The organism is Stenotrophomonas sp. SBJS02, from assembly GCF_020428325.2.
Taxonomy (GTDB): domain Bacteria; phylum Pseudomonadota; class Gammaproteobacteria; order Xanthomonadales; family Xanthomonadaceae; genus Stenotrophomonas; species Stenotrophomonas africana.
The window spans coordinates 3,165,792-3,184,034 of sequence record NZ_CP109812.1; the positions used below are offsets into that span (position 1 = coordinate 3,165,792).

The 18,243-nt window shown below is 66.1% G+C and carries 17 protein-coding genes; 13 read left to right on the forward strand and 4 right to left on the reverse strand.

Annotated features, from left to right (window positions below):
* Positions 1-74 precede the first annotated feature (74 nt).
* Positions 75-662: a glutathione peroxidase gene (locus tag FQS62_RS14700; RefSeq protein ID WP_049445672.1), complete on the reverse strand. Its 588-nt coding sequence runs from the start codon at positions 660-662 to the stop codon at positions 75-77.
* Between the two features lie 367 nt (positions 663-1,029).
* Between FQS62_RS14700 and FQS62_RS14705 the strand changes: the two genes are divergently transcribed.
* The 7 genes from FQS62_RS14705 to FQS62_RS14735 all read left to right on the forward strand — a co-directional run bounded on the left by FQS62_RS14705 (position 1,030) and on the right by FQS62_RS14735 (position 5,612).
* Positions 1,030-1,269 (forward strand): hypothetical protein, encoded by a 240-nt coding sequence (locus tag FQS62_RS14705; RefSeq protein WP_080354825.1) that lies wholly within the window; start codon positions 1,030-1,032, stop codon positions 1,267-1,269.
* A 2-nt stretch (positions 1,270-1,271) separates the two neighbouring features.
* Positions 1,272-1,631, forward strand: coding sequence for a GntR family transcriptional regulator (locus FQS62_RS14710; protein ID WP_006453095.1), 360 nt, complete (start codon positions 1,272-1,274; stop codon positions 1,629-1,631).
* Positions 1,631-2,506 (forward strand): ABC transporter ATP-binding protein, encoded by an 876-nt coding sequence (locus FQS62_RS14715; RefSeq protein ID WP_049445676.1) that lies wholly within the window; start codon positions 1,631-1,633, stop codon positions 2,504-2,506. Before FQS62_RS14710 ends, FQS62_RS14715 begins: the two co-directional genes overlap by 1 nt.
* Positions 2,503-3,531 (forward strand): ABC-2 transporter permease, encoded by a 1,029-nt coding sequence (locus FQS62_RS14720; protein WP_049445678.1) that lies wholly within the window; start codon positions 2,503-2,505, stop codon positions 3,529-3,531. The genes FQS62_RS14715 and FQS62_RS14720 overlap by 4 nt, the downstream gene beginning before the upstream one ends.
* A gap of 25 nt (positions 3,532-3,556) precedes the next feature.
* Entirely contained in the window at positions 3,557-4,444 is an 888-nt protein-coding gene (locus FQS62_RS14725; protein WP_107379861.1) for a DUF4097 family beta strand repeat-containing protein, read from the forward strand.
* Positions 4,445-4,474: 30 nt separating this feature from the next.
* Positions 4,475-5,086: a DUF2884 family protein gene (locus FQS62_RS14730; protein WP_049445682.1), complete on the forward strand. Its 612-nt coding sequence runs from the start codon at positions 4,475-4,477 to the stop codon at positions 5,084-5,086.
* A 100-nt stretch (positions 5,087-5,186) separates the two neighbouring features.
* Positions 5,187-5,612: a hypothetical protein gene (locus FQS62_RS14735; protein ID WP_049445685.1), complete on the forward strand. Its 426-nt coding sequence runs from the start codon at positions 5,187-5,189 to the stop codon at positions 5,610-5,612.
* Positions 5,613-5,716: 104 nt separating this feature from the next.
* Here FQS62_RS14735 and FQS62_RS14740 read toward each other — a convergent pair whose 3' ends face one another.
* The gene (locus tag FQS62_RS14740; RefSeq protein ID WP_049445687.1) at positions 5,717-7,141 is read right to left on the reverse strand and encodes a class II fumarate hydratase; all 1,425 of its coding nucleotides are present in this window, start codon (positions 7,139-7,141) and stop codon (positions 5,717-5,719) included.
* Positions 7,142-7,434: 293 nt separating this feature from the next.
* On the opposite strand from FQS62_RS14740, the gene purB reads away from it, so the two are divergent.
* The 6 genes from purB to lpdA all read left to right on the forward strand — a co-directional run bounded on the left by purB (position 7,435) and on the right by lpdA (position 17,630).
* Positions 7,435-8,802, forward strand: coding sequence for an adenylosuccinate lyase (purB, locus tag FQS62_RS14745; protein WP_010480398.1), 1,368 nt, complete (start codon positions 7,435-7,437; stop codon positions 8,800-8,802).
* A 749-nt stretch (positions 8,803-9,551) separates the two neighbouring features.
* Positions 9,552-10,967 carry a ribosomal protein uL16 3-hydroxylase gene (locus tag FQS62_RS14750; RefSeq protein WP_208043626.1) on the forward strand — a complete coding sequence of 472 codons (1,416 nt, stop codon included), beginning with the start codon at positions 9,552-9,554 and terminating at the stop codon, positions 10,965-10,967.
* A gap of 8 nt (positions 10,968-10,975) precedes the next feature.
* Complete coding sequence (locus FQS62_RS14755) at positions 10,976-11,872, forward strand: GNAT family N-acetyltransferase (RefSeq protein WP_208043625.1); 897 nt, start codon at positions 10,976-10,978, stop codon at positions 11,870-11,872.
* A gap of 186 nt (positions 11,873-12,058) precedes the next feature.
* A complete protein-coding gene (locus FQS62_RS14760) occupies positions 12,059-14,890 on the forward strand; it encodes a 2-oxoglutarate dehydrogenase E1 component (protein WP_208043624.1) in 2,832 nt (943 codons plus the stop codon).
* A gap of 40 nt (positions 14,891-14,930) precedes the next feature.
* Complete coding sequence (gene sucB / locus FQS62_RS14765) at positions 14,931-16,130, forward strand: dihydrolipoyllysine-residue succinyltransferase (RefSeq protein WP_049449173.1); 1,200 nt, start codon at positions 14,931-14,933, stop codon at positions 16,128-16,130.
* A 63-nt stretch (positions 16,131-16,193) separates the two neighbouring features.
* Positions 16,194-17,630: a dihydrolipoyl dehydrogenase gene (gene lpdA, locus FQS62_RS14770; protein WP_010486837.1), complete on the forward strand. Its 1,437-nt coding sequence runs from the start codon at positions 16,194-16,196 to the stop codon at positions 17,628-17,630.
* A gap of 115 nt (positions 17,631-17,745) precedes the next feature.
* On the opposite strand, the gene FQS62_RS14775 is transcribed toward lpdA, so the two are convergent.
* Both FQS62_RS14775 and FQS62_RS14780 read right to left on the reverse strand, forming a co-directional pair.
* Entirely contained in the window at positions 17,746-17,985 is a 240-nt protein-coding gene (locus FQS62_RS14775; protein ID WP_226053668.1) for a hypothetical protein, read from the reverse strand.
* A 5-nt stretch (positions 17,986-17,990) separates the two neighbouring features.
* Positions 17,991-18,203, reverse strand: a complete 213-nt coding sequence (locus FQS62_RS14780; RefSeq protein WP_005410275.1) for a hypothetical protein — start codon at positions 18,201-18,203, stop codon at positions 17,991-17,993.
* Between the last annotated feature and the right edge of the window lie 40 nt (positions 18,204-18,243).

Sequence of the window (18,243 nt, forward strand, 5' to 3'; positions counted from 1 at the left end):
TGGGCGCCGACGTCGGCGCGAAAAGGAACATTGTCGCACGCATGCCGTCGATGTCGAGGCATGCGTGCCGGATATCAATGCGTGGCCGCTGCGGCCAGCGCCTTGTCGATAGCCGCGGTCAGCTGCGGATCGTCCGGCGTCACCTTGCTGGCGAACTGGGCGATGACCTTGCCATCGCGGCCGACCAGGTACTTGTGGAAGTTCCAGCCCGGCGCCACGCCGGTGGCCGCGGTCAGGCGCTGGTACAGCGGCGTAGCCTCCGCGCCGATCACATGCACCTTCTCGAACATCGGGAACTTGACGCCGTAGGTCAGGGTGCAGAAGTCCTGGATCTGCTTCTCATCACCCGGTTCCTGGCCCTTGAAGTCGTTGGACGGGAAGCCCAGCACCGCGAAACCCCGGCCGGCATAGCGCTTCTGCAGCGCCTCCAGCCCCTCGTACTGCGGGGTGTAGCCGCATTTGCTGGCGGTGTTGACCACCAGCAGCACCTGACCGTGGTAGCGCTGCTGCAGGTTGACCTGCTGCTTGCTGGCCAGCGGCCGGTAGTCCAGGTCGAGCAGATCGGCGGCCAGCGCACTGGTGGAACCGGCGATGCCGGCCACCAACAAGGCCAGCAGGGACAGACCGCGCAGGCGGCGCGGGGAAACGGTCGACAGGGGCATCAGGAGTGGTCCGCGGTAGCCATTCACAAGGCCCGGCCACTGCCGGCCGGGAATCGGCCGAACTATAGCACCGGGCTCCGGCGCCCCTGATGGCATCGGCCCAGCAGGGCTTTGCGCGGCGTGGCGGATGCGCTGCACGGGCGCGATCGGCGGTGCCGGGATGACATAGCATGGACATCACTGAATGGAAGGTGGGTGCGGATTGCCCGCTGCGACAGCTTTATTTCTCTTTTAAATCAATTAAATAAAGGGATATTTCAGCAATCTGACCGCCCCCTGCCATCAGTTGGGGACGGCAGGGGTTGCACGTAGGCGTGCCGGTGTTATAGTTGCATACAACACCAGTCACCTGAGGCAGGGGGAAGCCATGAACGTCCGGATCCGTCGCAACCTCACCGCACCCGCGGCCGCTGCCGTTTCGACCCTGATCGTGCTGGCCTGGTTGGCCGCGCCCAGTCTCTCCGACTCCGCTGACAGTGCGCAGGACGCGACCGCCTCTCCGGCAGGGAACGCCAACCCCTCCTCCCCCCCTCCCCCGCGTCGGCTGCACAGCTCCCTGTCCATGCCGTATTTCTCGTTCGCCCAGCCGCTGACCCCACGGAGCTGAATATGAGCGACATCCAGTGGAGCGACGGCGCTCCCATCTACCGTCAGTTGAAGGAGCGCGTGATCGCCATGATGCTCGACGGAATCCTCAAGCCGGGCGATGCCCTGCCTTCGGTGCGCCAGGTGGCCGCCGACTATCAACTCAACCCCATCACCGTTTCGCGCGCTTACCAGGAACTGGCCGACGAAGGCCTGGTCGAGAAGCGCCGCGGCCTGGGCATGTTCATGACCGAGCAGGCGGCCACGCAGCTGCGCAGCAGCGAGCGCGACCGTTTCCTCAACGAAGAATGGCCGGCCGTGCTGGAGCGCATCCAGCGCCTGGGCCTGAGCCTTGATGAATTGCTGCCCCAGGGGAAAGTCTGATGAATAGCACTGCAAGTGAATCGGTCATCACCGCCCGCGGCCTGCGCAAGGCCTACAAGACCACCGTCGCCCTCGACAACGCCAGCTTCAGCATTCCGAGTGGGCGCATCGTCGGCCTGATCGGCCCCAACGGCGCCGGCAAGACCACCGCATTGAAGGCCATCCTTGGCCTGACCTCGGTGGAAGGCGACCTGAGCGTGCTCGGCCGCGACCCACGGCTGCATCGCGACGAACTGATGAAGGACATCTGCTTCATCGCCGACGTCGCCGTGCTGCCGCGCTGGCTGAAGGTCCGCGAAGCGATCGATTTCGTCGCCGGCGTCCACCCGCGCTTCGACCGCGCCCGTTGTGAGCGCTTCCTGGCCAACACCAAGTTGCAGCCGAAGCAGCGTGTACGCGAACTGTCCAAGGGCATGATCGTGCAGCTGCACCTGGCGCTGGTGATGGCCATCGATGCCCGCGTCCTGGTGCTTGACGAGCCCACCCTGGGCCTGGACATCCTCTATCGCAAGGAGTTCTACCAGCGCCTGCTGGAAGACTACTTCGACGAACAGAAGACCATCATCGTCACCACCCACCAGGTGGAAGAGATCGAGCACATCCTCAGCGACGTGATGTTCATCCGTGATGGCCGCATCGTGCTCGATGCGGAAATGGACGAGGTCGGCCAGCGCTACACCGAGCTGCTGGTCAATGCCGACCAGCTCGAAACGGCCCGCGCGTTGAAGCCGATCGACGAGCGCAGCCTGGCGTTCGGCAAGACCGTGATGCTGTTCGATGGCGTGCCGCGCACCCAGCTCTCCACCCTCGGCGAGACCCGCAGCCCGGGACTGGCCGACCTGTTCGTCGCCATCATGAAGGGGACCTACGCATGAACGCCGTCAACCACCCCGTCAGCCCGTTGGGCACCCTGCGCTGGCTGCTCAAGCGCGAGTACTGGGAGAACCGCGGCGGTTTCCTGTATGCCCCGCTGATCGCCGGCCTGATCTCGCTGGTGATGAGCACCGTGGGCATCGCCTTCGGCCTGTTCGCGCTGAACCGCGCAGCGCGCAACGGCGCCCTGCATGTCGATGGCGAAAGCGTGAACGTCAATGGCCTGGACCTGGCACTGCTCACCCGCAACATCAACGGCAAGGATCTGGCCGATCTCGGCAATGGCCTGGACCTGACCCTGGTGCTCAGCTCGGCGTGGCCGTTCCTGGTACTGGCCTTCGTCGTGTTCTTCTACTGCCTGGGCGCCCTGTACGACGATCGCCGCGACCGCAGCATCCTGTTCTGGAAGTCGTTGCCGCTGTCGGATACCCAGACCGTGCTGTCCAAGGTGATCAGCGCACTGATCGTGGCACCGTTGATCGCGGTCATCGCCGGCATCATCACCATGTTCGGCTTCATGTTGATCATCAGTGTCGTCGCGCTGATGCACGGCGGCAGCCCGATGGCGCTGATCTGGGGTCCGGCCAGCCCGTTGACCCTGGCCGCAGGCCACCTGGCCTGGATTCCGGTCTATGCCCTGTGGGCGCTGCCCACCGCCGGCTGGCTGCTGCTGTGCTCGGCCTGGGCCAAGAGCAAGCCGTTCCTGTGGGCGGTGATGCTGCCGCTGTTTGCCGGTGTCATCGTCAGCACCACCAAGATCATGCCGCTGTTCGGCCTGACCACCGGCTGGTTCTGGCAGAACATCGTCGGCCGCCTGCTGCTGGGCGGTGTCCCTGGCATGGACCTGCTGTATCGGCTCAGCGCCGGTGAAGGTTCGCGCCGCGACCTGGACTCGGTGGTCAGCCTGATGTCCCCGGCTTCACAGTTGAAGTCGCTGGCGATGCCGGAACTGTGGATCGGTGCGGCCGTCGGTGCAGTGTTCATCTTCCTTGCCATCCGCCTGCGCAAGCGCGCCGGCGAGATCTGATCCCATCCATCCGGAGGCACCACCCATGCGTTCCCTGCTCGCCTGTTCCGCGTTGTTGCTGTTGCCGTTGTCGGCGCTGGCCGCCGATGCTCCGAACTGCAAGTTCACTGCCGCCCGCACGCTGAAGCTGGACGTGGCCGGTGCCAGAACGGTGGTGTTCGAGGTCAATCAGCATGACCTGAAGGTGGTCGCCAGCGCCGGCGGCGGTCAGCTGGAAGGGCGCGCCTGTGCCTCCAGCCAGGAATGGCTGGACCAGCTGGTACTGGACCAGCGCAAGGAGGGCGACAAGCTGGTGGTGAGCCTGCGCCGCGACGGCCGCCAAAGCGGCATCAGCCTGGGCAACAGCTATGCCTGGCTGGATATCCGCGGCAGCGTGCCGGACAACCTGCCGCTGCAGTTCAAGGTCGGCTCGGGCGATGCCAGCGTGGAAAACGCACAGTCGCTCAGCGTGGACGTCGGCTCCGGTGACGCCGTGGCCCGCGGTACCCGCGGCAGCATCCACGCTGCAGTGGGTTCCGGCGACCTCAACATCGATGGCGGCAGCTCCCTGAACCTGCTGTCGCTGGGTTCCGGCGATGTCACCGTACGCAACATCAGCGGCGACGCCAGCACCGGTACCGTCGGCTCCGGTGACCTGAAGATCACCGATGTGCGTGGCAACGCGCGGCTGGATACCGTGGGTTCGGGTGATATCGAGTTCAAGCGGGTGAAGGGCAGCGTCGAGGTGGGCGTGGTCGGCTCCGGCGGCATCGACCTGGCCGACATCGGCGGCAATGTGCACGTCCGCAGCCACGGCTCGGGCGACATCCAGGTCGACGGCGTTGGCGGCAGCCTGACCGTCGACCACAGCGGCAGCGGTGACGTCGATCATCGCAATGTCAGCGGCAAGGTCACCCTGCCGCGCAGCAAGTAATCCACTTCCAGACACCTCCAGGGGACCACAATGAACCTGCTGCGCCTGTTGCCCGCTGTGCTGCTGTCCCTGCCGCTTATCGCCTGCGGCGGCACCTCGTCCTCGTCCGACAAGACCGTCGGCAAGAGCGTCTCCGAAGCCACCAGTGGCGTCGGCCAGACCGTCAAGGAAGCCATGGACGATGCCCGCAAGGACATCGCCCAGGGCAACATCAAGATCTCGGCCGACAAGCAGCCACGCGCGGAAATCAGCCCGGATGGCCGCCTGCTGATCGCGGGAAAGGAGGTCACCGTCAACGACACCCAGCGCCGCCACCTGCAGGAGTACCGTGGCCACGTGGTCGCCATCGCGATGGATGGCATGGACGTCGGCCTGGCCGGCGCCAAGCTGGGAGCCAACGCGGCCGGTGAAGCACTGAAGGGCATCTTCAGCGGCGACAGCGAAGGTGTCGAGAAGCGCATCAACGCCGAAGCCGCGAAGATCGAGGCCCAGGCCAAGCGCATCTGTGAACGCCTGCCGGCGATGCTGGCCAGCCAGCAGGCACTGGCGCGCGAGCTGCCGGCCTTCAAGCCGTACGCAACGATGGACCAGAGCGACGTGGACGACTGCGGCAAGAACAACTCGGTCACGTTCTCCAAGTGAGACAAATCGACGCACCGGACCGGCAGCGGCCTTCCGTTGCCGGTCGCACTGCGTTGGCGGGCTTACAATGGGGCCCCCGGACGTGCCCGAACCGAATGTCATGAAGAAGCTGTTTCTGCTGCTGACCGCCCTGCTCTGCCTCGGCCTGGTCGGCTGTGACCAGGAGTACCGCAACCACCGCGCCGAGCGCGGCAAGCCCAAGATTTCCGTCAGCGAAGGCATGGTCACCGTGCGTCGCCCGCCGGCACCGAACATCATCATCCTCGCCGACGGCACGATGAAGATGGACGAGATCCAGATTCCGCTGGACGACGCACAGAAGCAGATGCTGCAGACCATGTTCGGCAAGCTGCAGGTGCTTCGCCAGAACACCCTGGTGGCCGCGCCGGCCGATCCCAACATGCAGCCGGTGAAGATCCAGCCGCCGGAGGGCATGGAAGTGATTCCGGCGGATCTGATCCAGCGCATCCCGGAGTTCAAGGATTACACCGACACCTTCGGCAACATCGTGGCCGACCGTCGCTGAAGAAAAACGCCGCCCAAGGGCGGCGTTCTTCGTTTCCCTAGAGCCGAGCCCATGCTCGACTCCGGAACAACAGTCGAGCGTGGCTCGACTCTACAACCGGCAGATCAACCGCCACCACCGCCGCCGGCGTGGATGCCACCAGCGGTCAGCGCGGCCGGGTCCAGCAGGCGCCGCAGCTCGGCTTCGGCCAACCCGCTGTCCTCCAGTGCCACGTCCAGCACCGGGCGCTGTTCCTTGTAGGCACGCTTGGCAATCGCCGCAGCCTTCTCATAGCCGATGATCGGGTTCAGTGCGGTGACCAGGATCGGATTACGCGCCAGTGCCTCGGCCACGCGGTCCTCACGCACCTTCAACCCGGCGATCGCGCTGTCCGCCAGCAGGGTGGACACGTTGGCGAGCAGGCCGATGCCATCGAGCAGGTTCACGGCGATCAGCGGCAATGTGACGTTGAGCTGGAAATTACCGGTCTGGCCGGCCACGGTGATCGCGGTGTGGTGGCCGATCACCTGCGCACAGGCCATCACGGTCGCTTCCGGAATCACCGGATTGACCTTGCCCGGCATGATCGAGCTGCCCGGCTGCAGCGCCGGCAGTTCGATCTCGCCCAGCCCGGCCAGCGGCCCGGCGTTCATCCAGCGAAGATCATTGGCGATCTTGATCAGCGCCACCGCCAGTGCATTGAGCTGACCCGACAGCTCCACTGCATCGTCCTGCGCGGCCAGGCCTTCGAACTTGTTCTCGGCGCTGTCGAACTTGAAGCCGGTCTGCTGCTTCAGCGCCTTGGCCACCTGTGCACCAAAGCGCGGATCGGCATTGATGCCGGTGCCGATGGCGGTGCCGCCCAGCGGCAGGCGGCGCACGCGCTTGAGGCTGTCTTCGATGCGCTCCTGGGCCGAGGCCAACTGTGCAGACCACGCGCCGAACTCCTGCTCGAAGGTGAGCGGCATCGCGTCCATCAGGTGGGTACGGCCGGTCTTGACCACCTTGCGCAGGCTGCGGCCCTTCTTGTCCAGGGTCCTGCGCAGGTGCACCAGCGCCGGCAGCAGCTGCTCATGCGTCGCCAACACTGCCGACACGCGCAGCGCAGTTGGAATCACGTCGTTGGAGCTCTGCCCCTGGTTGACGTGGTCATTGGGGTGCACGGGGGTCTTGCCCGCCTTGCCGGCACGGTTGGCCAGCGTGGCGATGACCTCATTGGCATTCATGTTCGACGACGTGCCAGAACCGGTCTGGTAGACATCGATCGGGAAGTGCGCATCCCAGTTGCCGGCGGCCACTTCGGCGGCAGCGGTCTGGATGGCCTTGGCCACGGTCTTCGGCAGGTGGCCCAGCTCTGCGTTTACGCCGGCGGCAGCGCCCTTGACCAGGCCCAGGGCACGGATGAAACCGCGCGGCATGCGCTGGCCCGACACTGGGAAATTCTGCACGGCACGCTGGGTCTGGGCGCCCCACAGGGCGTCCGCAGGCACCTGCAGCTCGCCCATGCTGTCGTGTTCGATTCTGAAACCCTTGCTTGCAGCTTTGCTCATTGCATCAACTCCGCACTACTTCAGTTGGGGAAAGGGAAGCGGCGGCTGGCAGGGTGTCGCTTCCGAGGCTGGCGGCTGCGCCAACGATACTCCCTTGCCCGCAGCGTGGGATGACGAGGGCGGGCCAGATCGTTCCGTCTGCACGGCCGTTGTGCACGCGCAAGGGTAGTGCCGGCCGCTGGCCGGCAATCCATGGAAGCGTAGGCCGGGCGTGGTTGCCGGCCAGCGGCCGGCACTACCTGACCGGCACGTCGTAGAATATGGCCCCCGCCGCTCGCCCCAGCCCTGCCGACATGTCCGATTCCGCCCTGCTCGCCCTGTCCCCGCTCGATGGCCGCTATGCCGGCAAGGTCGATGCCCTGCGCCCGATCTTCTCCGAGTACGGCCTGATCAAGGCCCGCATCACGGTCGAAGTGGAGTGGCTGCTGGCCCTGGCCGCCGAGCCGGGCATCGTCGAGCTGGCCCCGTTCTCCGACGCCGCCGTCGCCCGCCTGCGCGCCCTGGCCGCCAGCTTCAGCCCGGCCCAGGCCGCGCGCGTGAAGGAAATCGAGCGCACCACCAACCATGACGTCAAGGCGGTGGAGTACTTCATCAAGGAACAGCTGAAGGACGACACCGAGCTGGCACCGGCGCTGGAATTCGTGCATTTCGCCTGCACCAGCGAAGACATCAACAACCTCAGCTACGGCCTGATGCTGGAGCAGGCCCGCCGCGAGGTGCTGCTGCCGACCCTGGACGGCATCGCCAACAGCCTGCGCAGCCTGGCCCACGCCCAGGCCGGCCAGCCGATGCTGTCGCGCACCCACGGCCAGACCGCCTCGCCGACCACCCTGGGCAAGGAACTGGCCAACGTGGTCGCCCGCCTGGAGCGCCAGCGCAGGCAGATCGCTGCCGTCGAGCTGACCGGCAAGATCAACGGCGCGGTAGGCAACTACAACGCGCACGTGGCCAGCTACCCGGACGTGGACTGGCCGGCCTTCGCCGAGCGCTTCGTGACCGGCCTGGGCCTGGTGTTCAACCCGTACACCACGCAGATCGAGCCGCACGACAACATCGCCGAGATCGGCGATGCCGCGCGCCGCGCCAACATCATCCTGATCGACCTGGCCCGTGACATCTGGGGCTATGTTTCGCTGGGCTACTTCAAGCAGCGCCTGAAGGAAGGCGAAGTCGGCTCGTCGACGATGCCGCACAAGGTCAACCCGATCGATTTCGAGAATGCGGAAGGCAACTTCGGCATCGCCAACGCGCTGTTCGAGCACTTCAGCGCGAAGCTGCCGATCAGCCGCTGGCAGCGTGACCTGACCGATTCCACCGTGCTGCGTGCACTGGGCACCGCGTTCGGCCACAGCCAGGTGGCACTGGATTCGCTGGCCAAGGGCCTGGGCAAGCTGGAAGTGAACCCGCAGCGCCTGGACGCCGATCTGGACGCGGCCTGGGAAGTGCTGGCCGAAGCCGTGCAGACGGTGATGCGCCGCCATGGCCTGCCGAATCCGTACGAGCAGCTGAAGGCGCTGACCCGTGGCCAGGGCATCACGGCCGAGTCGATGCGTGCGTTCGTGCAGGGGCTCGAGCTGCCAGCGGATGCGAAGCAGCGCCTGCTGGAGATGACCCCGGGCAGCTACACCGGTCTGGCCGAGTCGCTGGCGAAGAAGATCTAAGGTTTTCCTGCGGCGGCGGCCGCGGGCGCTGCCTGCGGCAGGCTGGTACTGCCACGGCAACAGCAACAGCAACGTCAAAAACGGCTCTGGATTGCTGTCGTGCTTGGCGGGGCGGGTTGGGTTCGCGGGGGACGCCGTGAATCCGTCCGTGGAGGCTTGTCAGCCGCATCCATGCGGCTGACACCCCCGCGAACCCAACCCGCCCCACCTCTGACAGATTCCTAGTGACGGATCGAAGAGCGTTGGGTTGTCGGGACGGAATTTGAGAGGGACGCGGCTTCGCCGCGTCCCTCTTTGTCTTTGGGAACGCTGTAGAGCCGAGCCCACGCTCGGCTGCCTTTCGCAATGGCAACGGCAAGCCGAGCGTGGGCTCGGCTCTACACGAGCAAGCGCAGCGCGCGACCCGCTGTTGCCTTTGATTTTCTTCTTCCATTCCGTGGCGGGCCGCTCAGGAAACTGTCAGGGGCCGGGCGGGGTGGGTTCGCGGGACCGTTGGCGCCATGGATGGCGCCATCGAGCCCCATGGATGGGTTTACGGCGTGTCCCGCGAACCCACCCCGCCCGGCCCAACCCATGAAGCCGGTCGACTAACAGTCGACCCTACCAGGGTCGCCACGAGGGGCTCCGCCGTTGGCCGGACACCCCGCGACAAACCCGCGCACGTGCGCAATCCCCACGAACGTCGGACAATGGAGACCTTGGCGGCCCGCCGCGCCGCCCCTCCCGCTTTCCGCTGCAAGGATTCCCCCATGGCCGCCCGCAAGTCCTCCGCCCCCCTGATCGAAGTCACCGCCCGCCCCGGCCAGCCGCTGGGCATGGCGCCGGCCACCTTCCTGCGCGACTTCTGGCAGAAGCGCCCGCTGCTGATCCGCAACGCCTTCCCCAACTTCCAGACTCCGGTGCAGCCGGAAGACCTGGCCGGGCTGGCCTGCGAGGAAGGCGTGCTTGCGCGCCTGATCGAGCACGACAAGACCCAGGACGGCTGGCGCGTGCGCACCGGCCCGTTCCAGGAAGACGTGTTCCCCGCCCTGCCCGACCACGACTGGACCCTGCTGGTGCAGGACGTGGACAAGTGGGACCCGGATGTGCGCACCCTGATCGAGCACTTCAGCTTCCTGCCGCGCTGGCGCATGGATGATGTGATGATCAGCTTCGCCGCTACCGGCGGCTCGGTCGGCGCCCATGTCGACCAGTACGACGTGTTCCTGCTGCAGGCCCACGGCCACCGCCGCTGGCAGATCGATGCCAGCGAATCGATCAAGGGCAAGCAGCCGCCGCTGGGCTTCCGCCCGGACGTGGAGCTGAAGCTGCTGAAGGTGTTCAAGCCGACCCACGACTGGGTGCTGGCGCCGGGCGACATGCTGTACCTGCCGCCGAACGTGCCGCACCACGGCGTGGCCGAAGATCCGTGCCTGACCTTCTCGTTCGGCATGCGCGCGCCGTCCTCGGCCGAGTTGATCAGCGATTACCTGGACACTCTGATTGCCGATGCCGACGAGAACATCCGCTACCAGGATGCCGACCTGAAGGTGCCGGCCGATCCGAACGAGATCGACACGGTGGCGATGGCACGCGTGATCACCGCGCTCAACGCCATCCGCATGAACGACCCGGACAAGCTGGGCGACTGGTTCGGCCGTTTCATCACCACCTACCGTGCAGCGGGCGAAGTGATGGCCCACCAGGCCGCGCCGGCCCCGGAGGAAGTGGTCCAGGCCCTGGCCTCGGGCCTGCTGCTGCAGCGCCACCCGTGGGCACGCCTGGCCTGGCGCCGGGCCAAGCGCGGCGCCAGCCTGTACGTCAGCGGCCAGGACTTCGCGCTGCCGGTGAAGGACGCCCAGCGTCTGGCCGGCGCCGAACAGCTCGATGCCACCGCCTATCGCGGCCTGTCCGACCAGGGCCGCACGGTGGTCCAGCAGCTGCTGGTCGGTGGCGTGTTCCAGCTGATCGACCCCAGCGAACTGTATGACGCCGAAGACGAGGATGACGGCGAGGACGCCGTGGTGCTCGGCGAAGTCGTCGAAGGCCGTGACCGCGTGGATGCGATCGACGCCGATGCGGTGTCCGACGATGTCCACTCCGTGACCGTGCACGACGACGGCATCGACGTCATCGTCAACTTCGAGGATCACGACGAAGACGACAGCGACGACGGTCGCGCCTGAGCCTTGCCATGATCCGGGTCCAGCAGATCAGCCACGCCGACGCCCACGTCGCCATCCACGACGTGCGCCAACGCGTGTTCGTGCAGGAACAGGGCATCGCCGCCGAGCTGGAACGCGATGCGCTGGACCCGGTCAGCGCCCATGTGCTGGCGCTGGATGCCGACGGCCAGCCGGTCGGCACCGGCCGGCTGGCCCCGGATGGTCGCATTGGCCGCATGGCGGTGCTGGCCAGCCATCGCAGCCAGGGGGTGGGCGAGGCCCTGCTGGAGGCACTGGTCGAGGCCGGGCGCCGCCTCGGCCTGGCCGAACTGCACCTGCACGCCCAGCTGCCCGCCCGCGACTTCTATGCCCGCCAGGGATTCCTGCCCGAAGGCGAGGTGTTCGAGGAGGCCGGCATCGGCCACCAGCAGATGCGCCGCCGGCTGAGCGCCGCGAGCGCCATCGACAGCCGCGCCGAGGCGGTGGCCATCACTACGGCCATCATCCACCGCGCCCGTCGCCAGCTGTGGCTGCACAGCCGCCAGCTGGACCTGGGGCTGCTCGACGCGCCCCCGGTACAGGCGGCACTGCGCCGCTTCGTCACCGCCCGCCACGACAAGCAGCTGCGGGTGATCGTGCACGATGCCGCTGCGATCGCGTCTGCCGGGGCACCACTGCTGGCGCTGGCCCAGCGCCTGCCCAGTGTGATCCAGTTCCGCGAGGTCAGCGACCCGGTCGACCGTGCGCTGGCCTCGGCCTGCCTGCTCAACGATGCGGGCGACTTCTACTTTCGTCTGATCGGGCATCGGCTTGACGGCGAGGCCGGCATCGCGCTGCCGGCACGTTCGCAGCCGTTCGAGCAGCAATTGCAGCGCGTCTGGGACCGTTCGCGCGATTGCAGCGAACTGCGCGCGCTCGGCATCTGAGCCCGCACAACAGACTCAACCTGTCTGGAAGCGGCACCGGGGGACGCGGGATACCTCTGGTGGTGCCCCTTCGTGTCCGGTTGGGGGTACAATTTGGCTGTTTGAACGCGCCCGCGCAGGGCTATTCATCTTCCTGCCGGGTCCTTCTGAAGCCATACCCCACAAAGCGAATCAACACCCTCCATCGTGGACAATCAACTGAAGCAGTTTGCGCAATCTTCGCAACTCGCCGGCGGCAACGCCTCCTATGTCGAGGACCTGTACGAGCAGTACCTGGTCTCCCCGGATAGTGTCGATCCCAAATGGAAAACCTACTTCGACGGCTTCAAGGGCCGTGAAGCAGGTGACATTCCGCACTCGGCCGTCATCTCCCACATTGCGGACGCGGCCAAGGATGCGCTGAAGGCCGGTACCGGTAACGGTGCAGGCGACGAGCGCGAGCGCAATGTCGGTCGTCTGATCACCGCCTACCGTTCGCGCGGCCACCTGGACGCCCGCCTCGATCCGCTGGGCCTGGCCGCACCGGTCAACACCCCGGACCTGGGCCTGCCGTTCCACAGCCTGTCCGATGCCGACCTCAACAGCGAGTTCAGCACCGGCGGCGTCGGCGGCCAGCCGCGCATGAAGCTGCGCGACCTGCTGGCGCGCCTGAAGGCGACCTACACCGGCTCGATCGGTGCGGAGTTCATGCACATCTCCGAGGTCGAACAGCGCCAGTGGATCTACAAGAAGCTGGAAGCGGCCGGTGGCAACTACCAGCTGGACGCTGACACCCAGCGTCGCACCCTGGAGCGCCTGACCGCAGCCGAAGGCCTGGAGCGCTACCTGCACACCAAGTACGTCGGCCAGAAGCGCTTCTCGCTGGAAGGCGGCGACTCGCTGATCCCGATGATGGACACCATCATCCGCAGCGCCGGCAAGGATGGCGTCAAGGACGTGGTGATCGGCATGGCCCACCGCGGCCGCCTGAACGTGCTGGTCAACACCCTGGGCAAGAACCCGCGCAAGCTGTTCGACGAGTTCGAAGGCAAGTTCGAGCACGACGAACACGCCTCGGCCGGTGACGTGAAGTACCACATGGGCTTCTCCGCCGACGTCGCCACCGAGGGCGGCCCGGTGCACCTGGCGCTGGCGTTCAACCCGTCGCACCTGGAAATCGCCGACCCGGTCGTGGCCGGTTCCGTGCGTTCGCGCCAGGAGCGCCGCAAGGACACCGCACGCAAGCAGGTCATGCCCATCCTGATCCACGGCGACGCGGCCTTCTCCGGCCAGGGCGTGGTCATGGAACTGTTCCAGATGTCGCAGGCCCGCGGCTTTGCCGTCGGCGGCACCGTGCACATCGTGGTCAACAACCAGGTCGGCTTCACCACCTCCAACCCGCTGGATACGCGTTCCACGCGCTATGCCACCGACGTGGCGAAGATGATCGCCGCCCCGGTGCTGCACGTGAACGGCGATGATCCGGAAGCGGTGGTGTTCGCCGCGCAGCTGGCCTTCGAGTTCCGCCAGAAGTTCGCCAAGGACGTGGTCATCGACCTGATGTGCTACCGCCGTTGGGGCCACAACGAGGCCGACGAGCCGGCGATCACCCAGCCGCTGATGTACCAGGTGATCCGCAAGCATGCCACCACCCGCGAAATGTACGCCGAGCAGCTGGAAAAGGCGGGCGTGATTGCCGCCGGTGCCGGCAAGGCGATGGTTGATGCCTACCGCGAGAAGCTGGACGCCGGTGAAGTGACCACCGAGCTGGCCAAGGTCGAGAAGACTCCGCCGACCAGCCCGCTGTTCGTCGATTGGCCGAAGCTGCTGGAAGGCAAGCTGTCCGACCCGGTCTCGACCAAGGTCGAGAAGAACAGGCTGGTCGAGCTGGCCAAGCTGATCAACACCATCCCGGAAGAAGTGCAGCTGCACTCGCGCGTGGCCAAGGTCTACGACGACCGCCGCAAGATGGCCGCCGGCGAGATCCCGGGCGACTGGGGCTTTGCCGAGAACCTGGCCTACGCCACCCTGCTCGACGAAGGCAATGCACTGCGCCTGGTCGGCCAGGACGTGGGCCGCGGTACGTTCACCCACCGCCACGCGATCCTGCACGACCAGAAGACCGACAACTACTACATGCCGCTGCGGCAGCTGGTGGATTCGCCGGAGAAGGCCACCGTCATCGATTCGCTGCTGAGCGAAGAAGCGGTGATGGCCTATGAGTACGGCTTCTCCACCACCGATCCGAACACGCTGTGCATCTGGGAAGGCCAGTTCGGCGACTTCGCCAACGGTGCCCAGGTCGTCATCGACCAGTTCATCGCCGCCGGCGAAGCCAAGTGGGGCCGCATCTCCGGCCTGACCCTGCTGCTGCCGCATGGCTATGAAGGGCAAGGCCCGGAACACAGCTCGGCGCGCCTGGAGCGCTTCCTGCAGCTGTGCGCGCTGGAGAACATGCTGGTGGTGGTGCCGTCGACCCCGGCGCAGGCCTTCCACATGCTGCGTCGCCAGCAGCACCTGACCACCCGCAAGCCGCTGGTGGTGATGTCGCCGAAGTCGCTGCTGCGCCACAAGCTGGCCGTGTCGACCCTGGACGAGCTGGCCAACGGCGAGTTCCAGCACCTGATCGGCGACGCCTATGCGGACGCCAAGAAGGTCAAGCGCGTGGTGCTGTGCTCGGGCAAGGTCTACTACGACCTGCTGGAAGACCAGACCAAGCGTGGCCAGGACGACGTGGCGATCATCCGCGTGGAGCAGCTGTACCCGTTCCCGCGTGCGCTGCTGGCTGCCGAACTGAAGAAGTACGGCAAGGCCACCGACGTGGTGTGGACGCAGGAAGAACCGCAGAACCAGGGGGCGTGGTACCAGATCCGCCACCACCTGCAGTTCTGCCTGGCCGATGGCCAGAACCTGCACTACGCCGGTCGCGCACGCTCGGCTTCGCCGGCTGCCGGTCACATGGCTGACCACGTCCGCGAACAGCAGCAGCTGGTCGCCGACGCACTGGTCAACCCGTTCAACGACACGTTCGCTGAATAATCCTCCCCCTATTTAGAAGACAAACCAGGAAGCTCCCGCAATGGCCACCGAAGTCAAAGCCCCGGTACTGCCCGAATCCGTCGCCGACGGCACCATCGCCACCTGGCACAAGAAGGTGGGCGACGCCGTCAAGCGCGACGAAAACCTGCTTGACCTGGAAACCGACAAGGTCGTCCTGGAAGTGCCGTCGCCGGTCGACGGCGTGCTCAAGGAGATCAAGTTCAAGGAAGGCGATACCGTGACCTCCAGCCAGGTCGTGGCGATCATCGAAGAAGGCGCCGTGGCTGCTGCCCCGGCCCCGGCCGCTGAAGAGAAGAAGGCTGAAGCCGCACCGGCCGCCGCTGCTCCGGCCGCTGCCGCCGCTCCGGCTCCGGCTGCCAAGTCGGCCGCCGACACCCTGCCGCCGGGCGCCCGCTTCACCGCCATCACCGAAGGCGTGAACCCGGCCGACGTCGACGGCACCGGCCGTCGCGGCGCGGTGACCAAGGAAGACATCGTCAACTTCGCCCGCAACGGCGGCGCCGGCAAGGCCGGTGGCGCACGCCCGGAAGAACGCGTGCCGATGACCCGCATCCGCAAGCGCATCGCCGAGCGCCTGATGGAGTCGAAGAACTCCACCGCCATGCTGACCACCTTCAACGAAGTCGACCTGTCCAAGGTCTCGGCTGCGCGCAAGGAGCTGCAGGACGAGTTCGTCAAGGCACACGGCATCAAGCTGGGCTTCATGAGCTTCTTCGTGAAGGCCGCTGCCAACGCGCTGCAGCGCTTCCCGCTGGTCAACGCCTCGATCGACGGCGACGACATCATCTACCACGGCTACTCGGACATCTCGATCGCCGTCTCGACCGAGAAGGGCCTGGTCACGCCGGTGCTGCGCAACGTCGAGCGCATGTCGTTCGCCGACATCGAGAAGACCATCGCCGACTACGCCAAGAAGGCCCGTGACGGCAAGCTGAGCCTGGAAGAACTGCAGGGCGGTACCTTCACCGTGACCAACGGCGGCACCTTCGGTTCGCTGCTGTCGACCCCGATCATCAACCCGCCGCAGAGCGCCATCCTGGGCATGCACGCCATCAAGGAGCGTCCGATCGCCCAGAACGGCCAGGTCGTGATCGCGCCGATGATGTACCTGGCGCTGTCGTACGACCACCGCATCATCGACGGCAAGGACTCGGTGCAGTTCCTGGTGGACATCAAGAACCAGCTGGAAAACCCGGGCCGCATGCTGTTCGGCCTGTAAGAAACCTCCCGCCCCTCCGCGCCTGCGCGGAGGGGTTCTGGTAATGCATCAAGGAATAATTCAATGGCTGAACAATTCGACGTCGTCGTCATCGGTGCCGGCCCGGCCGGTTACCACGCTGCCATCCGCGCGGCCCAGCTGGGCCTGAAGACCGCCTGCATCGACGCAGCGCTGGGCAAGGACGGCAAGCCGGCCCTCGGCGGCACCTGCCTGCGCGTGGGCTGCATCCCGTCCAAGGCGCTGCTGGATTCCTCGCGCCAGTTCTGGAACATGGGCCACATCTTTGGCGACCACGGCATCAGCTTCAAGGATGCCAAAATCGACGTCGAGGCGATGATTGGCCGCAAGGACAAGATCGTCAAGCAGTTCACCGGCGGCATCGGCATGCTGTTCAAGGCCAACAAGGTCGCCGCCTACTACGGCTTCGGCGAACTGCAGCCGGGCAACGTGGTCAAGGTCACCCAGCATGACGGTTCCATCGTCGAGCTGAAGGGTACCAACGTCATCATTGCGGCCGGTTCGGACTCGATCGAACTGCCGTTCGCCAAGTTCGACGGCGAGACCATCGTCGACAACGTCGGCGGCCTGGACTTCACCGAAGTGCCGAACCGCCTGGCGGTGATCGGCGCCGGCGTGATCGGCCTGGAACTGGGCAGCGTGTGGAAGCGCCTGGGCGCTGAAGTCACCATCCTGGAAGCACTGCCGGAGTTCCTGGCCGTGGCCGACGCCGAAGTGGCCAAGACCGCTGCCAAGGAATTCAAGAAGCAGGGCCTGGACATCCGTCTCGGTGCCAAGGTCTCCAAGACCGAGATCACCGGCAAGGGCAAGAAGAAGGAAGTCGTTGTCACCTACACCGACAGCGAAGGCGAAAAGACCCTGACCGTGGACAAGCTGCTGGTGGCCGTCGGCCGTCGCGCCGCCACCAAGGGCCTGCTGGCGGAAGGCACCGGCGTCAAGATCAACGAGCGTGGCCAGATCGAAGTCGACGCGCACTGCCACACCGGCGTCAATGGCGTGTGGGCGGTCGGCGACTGCGTGCGCGGCCCGATGCTGGCGCACAAGGGCTTCGAGGAAGGCATCGCGGTGGCTGAGCTGATCGCCGGCCTGCCGGGCCACGTCAACTTCGACACCATTCCGTGGGTCATCTACACCGAGCCGGAACTGGCATGGGTCGGCAAGACCGAAGCCCAGCTGAAGGCCGAAGGCATTCCGTACAAGGCCGGCAGCTTCCCGTTCGCCGCCAACGGCCGTGCCGTGGCGATGATCGAACCGGCAGGCTTCGTGAAGATCCTGGCCCATGCCGAAACCGATCGCATCCTCGGCATGCACCTGGTCGGCGCCAACGTCTCCGAACTGGTGCACGAAGGCGTGCTGACCATGGAGTTCAGTGGCTCGGCCGATGACCTGGCCCGCATCTGCCACGCCCACCCGTCGCTGTCGGAAGTGATCCACGACGCGGCAATGGCGGTCAGCAAGCGCGCCATCCACAAGGCGAACTGATCGGCATCCGGGTAGGTGCCGACCGTTGGTCGGCACGCGCCTGCAGACGAAAAACCCCGCCTCGGCGGGGTTTTTTGTTGCCCATTTTCGTTTAGAGCCAAGCCCACGCTCGGCTCTACACCTTGGCAGCCGGCTTCTTCGGCGGATCGTCGCAGATGCGGTGTTGCACTACGGCCTCACCAATCTTCCATTCCTTCACCACCTTGCAGCGCTCCTTGGCTTTCGGCACAGAAACCGCTGCAGCATTCGCCTCGTCAGCCGCAGCGGTCTGCTGGCGCTCCAGCCACACCGATGGCGGTGCTGGAGGTGAAGCCACGGCGGGCGCAGCGATCAGTGCCAGAGCGGTCAACAGCATGACCCTCATGCGGCAACCGGCCCGCCGCCGAGCAACCGTGCCGGCAGCATGAACAGCGCGCGCAGGAACGCGAACAGCGCCGAGAAGGTGATGCCGACCAGACGGAACGGCAGGCTCAGCAGCCACACGAACGGCCAGGCGATCAGGGCAAGGATCGCCAGCGGCCAGCACAGCACGAACAGCAGGCACCACACACCGAGCGCGAACAGGGTCTTCATCACGGTCTCCTTGTGGCGGCACCCTGCCGCCTGCGGACAC

Bases quoted from the DNA above. Each gene is read 5' to 3' on its own strand.
- FQS62_RS14700 (WP_049445672.1), bottom strand. From the start codon at position 662: ATGCCCCTGTCGACCGTTTCCCCGCGCCGCCTGCGCGGTCTGTCCCTG.
- FQS62_RS14705 (WP_080354825.1), top strand. From the start codon at position 1,030: ATGAACGTCCGGATCCGTCGCAACCTCACCGCACCCGCGGCCGCTGCC.
- FQS62_RS14710 (WP_006453095.1), top strand. From the start codon at position 1,272: ATGAGCGACATCCAGTGGAGCGACGGCGCTCCCATCTACCGTCAGTTG.
- FQS62_RS14715 (WP_049445676.1), top strand. From the start codon at position 1,631: ATGAATAGCACTGCAAGTGAATCGGTCATCACCGCCCGCGGCCTGCGC.
- FQS62_RS14720 (WP_049445678.1), top strand. From the start codon at position 2,503: ATGAACGCCGTCAACCACCCCGTCAGCCCGTTGGGCACCCTGCGCTGG.
- FQS62_RS14725 (WP_107379861.1), top strand. From the start codon at position 3,557: ATGCGTTCCCTGCTCGCCTGTTCCGCGTTGTTGCTGTTGCCGTTGTCG.
- FQS62_RS14730 (WP_049445682.1), top strand. From the start codon at position 4,475: ATGAACCTGCTGCGCCTGTTGCCCGCTGTGCTGCTGTCCCTGCCGCTT.
- FQS62_RS14735 (WP_049445685.1), top strand. From the start codon at position 5,187: ATGAAGAAGCTGTTTCTGCTGCTGACCGCCCTGCTCTGCCTCGGCCTG.
- FQS62_RS14740 (WP_049445687.1), bottom strand. From the start codon at position 7,141: ATGAGCAAAGCTGCAAGCAAGGGTTTCAGAATCGAACACGACAGCATG.
- purB (WP_010480398.1), top strand. From the start codon at position 7,435: ATGTCCGATTCCGCCCTGCTCGCCCTGTCCCCGCTCGATGGCCGCTAT.
- FQS62_RS14750 (WP_208043626.1), top strand. From the start codon at position 9,552: ATGGCCGCCCGCAAGTCCTCCGCCCCCCTGATCGAAGTCACCGCCCGC.
- FQS62_RS14755 (WP_208043625.1), top strand. From the start codon at position 10,976: ATGATCCGGGTCCAGCAGATCAGCCACGCCGACGCCCACGTCGCCATC.
- sucB (WP_049449173.1), top strand. From the start codon at position 14,931: ATGGCCACCGAAGTCAAAGCCCCGGTACTGCCCGAATCCGTCGCCGAC.
- lpdA (WP_010486837.1), top strand. From the start codon at position 16,194: ATGGCTGAACAATTCGACGTCGTCGTCATCGGTGCCGGCCCGGCCGGT.
- FQS62_RS14775 (WP_226053668.1), bottom strand. From the start codon at position 17,985: ATGCTGTTGACCGCTCTGGCACTGATCGCTGCGCCCGCCGTGGCTTCA.
- FQS62_RS14780 (WP_005410275.1), bottom strand. From the start codon at position 18,203: ATGAAGACCCTGTTCGCGCTCGGTGTGTGGTGCCTGCTGTTCGTGCTG.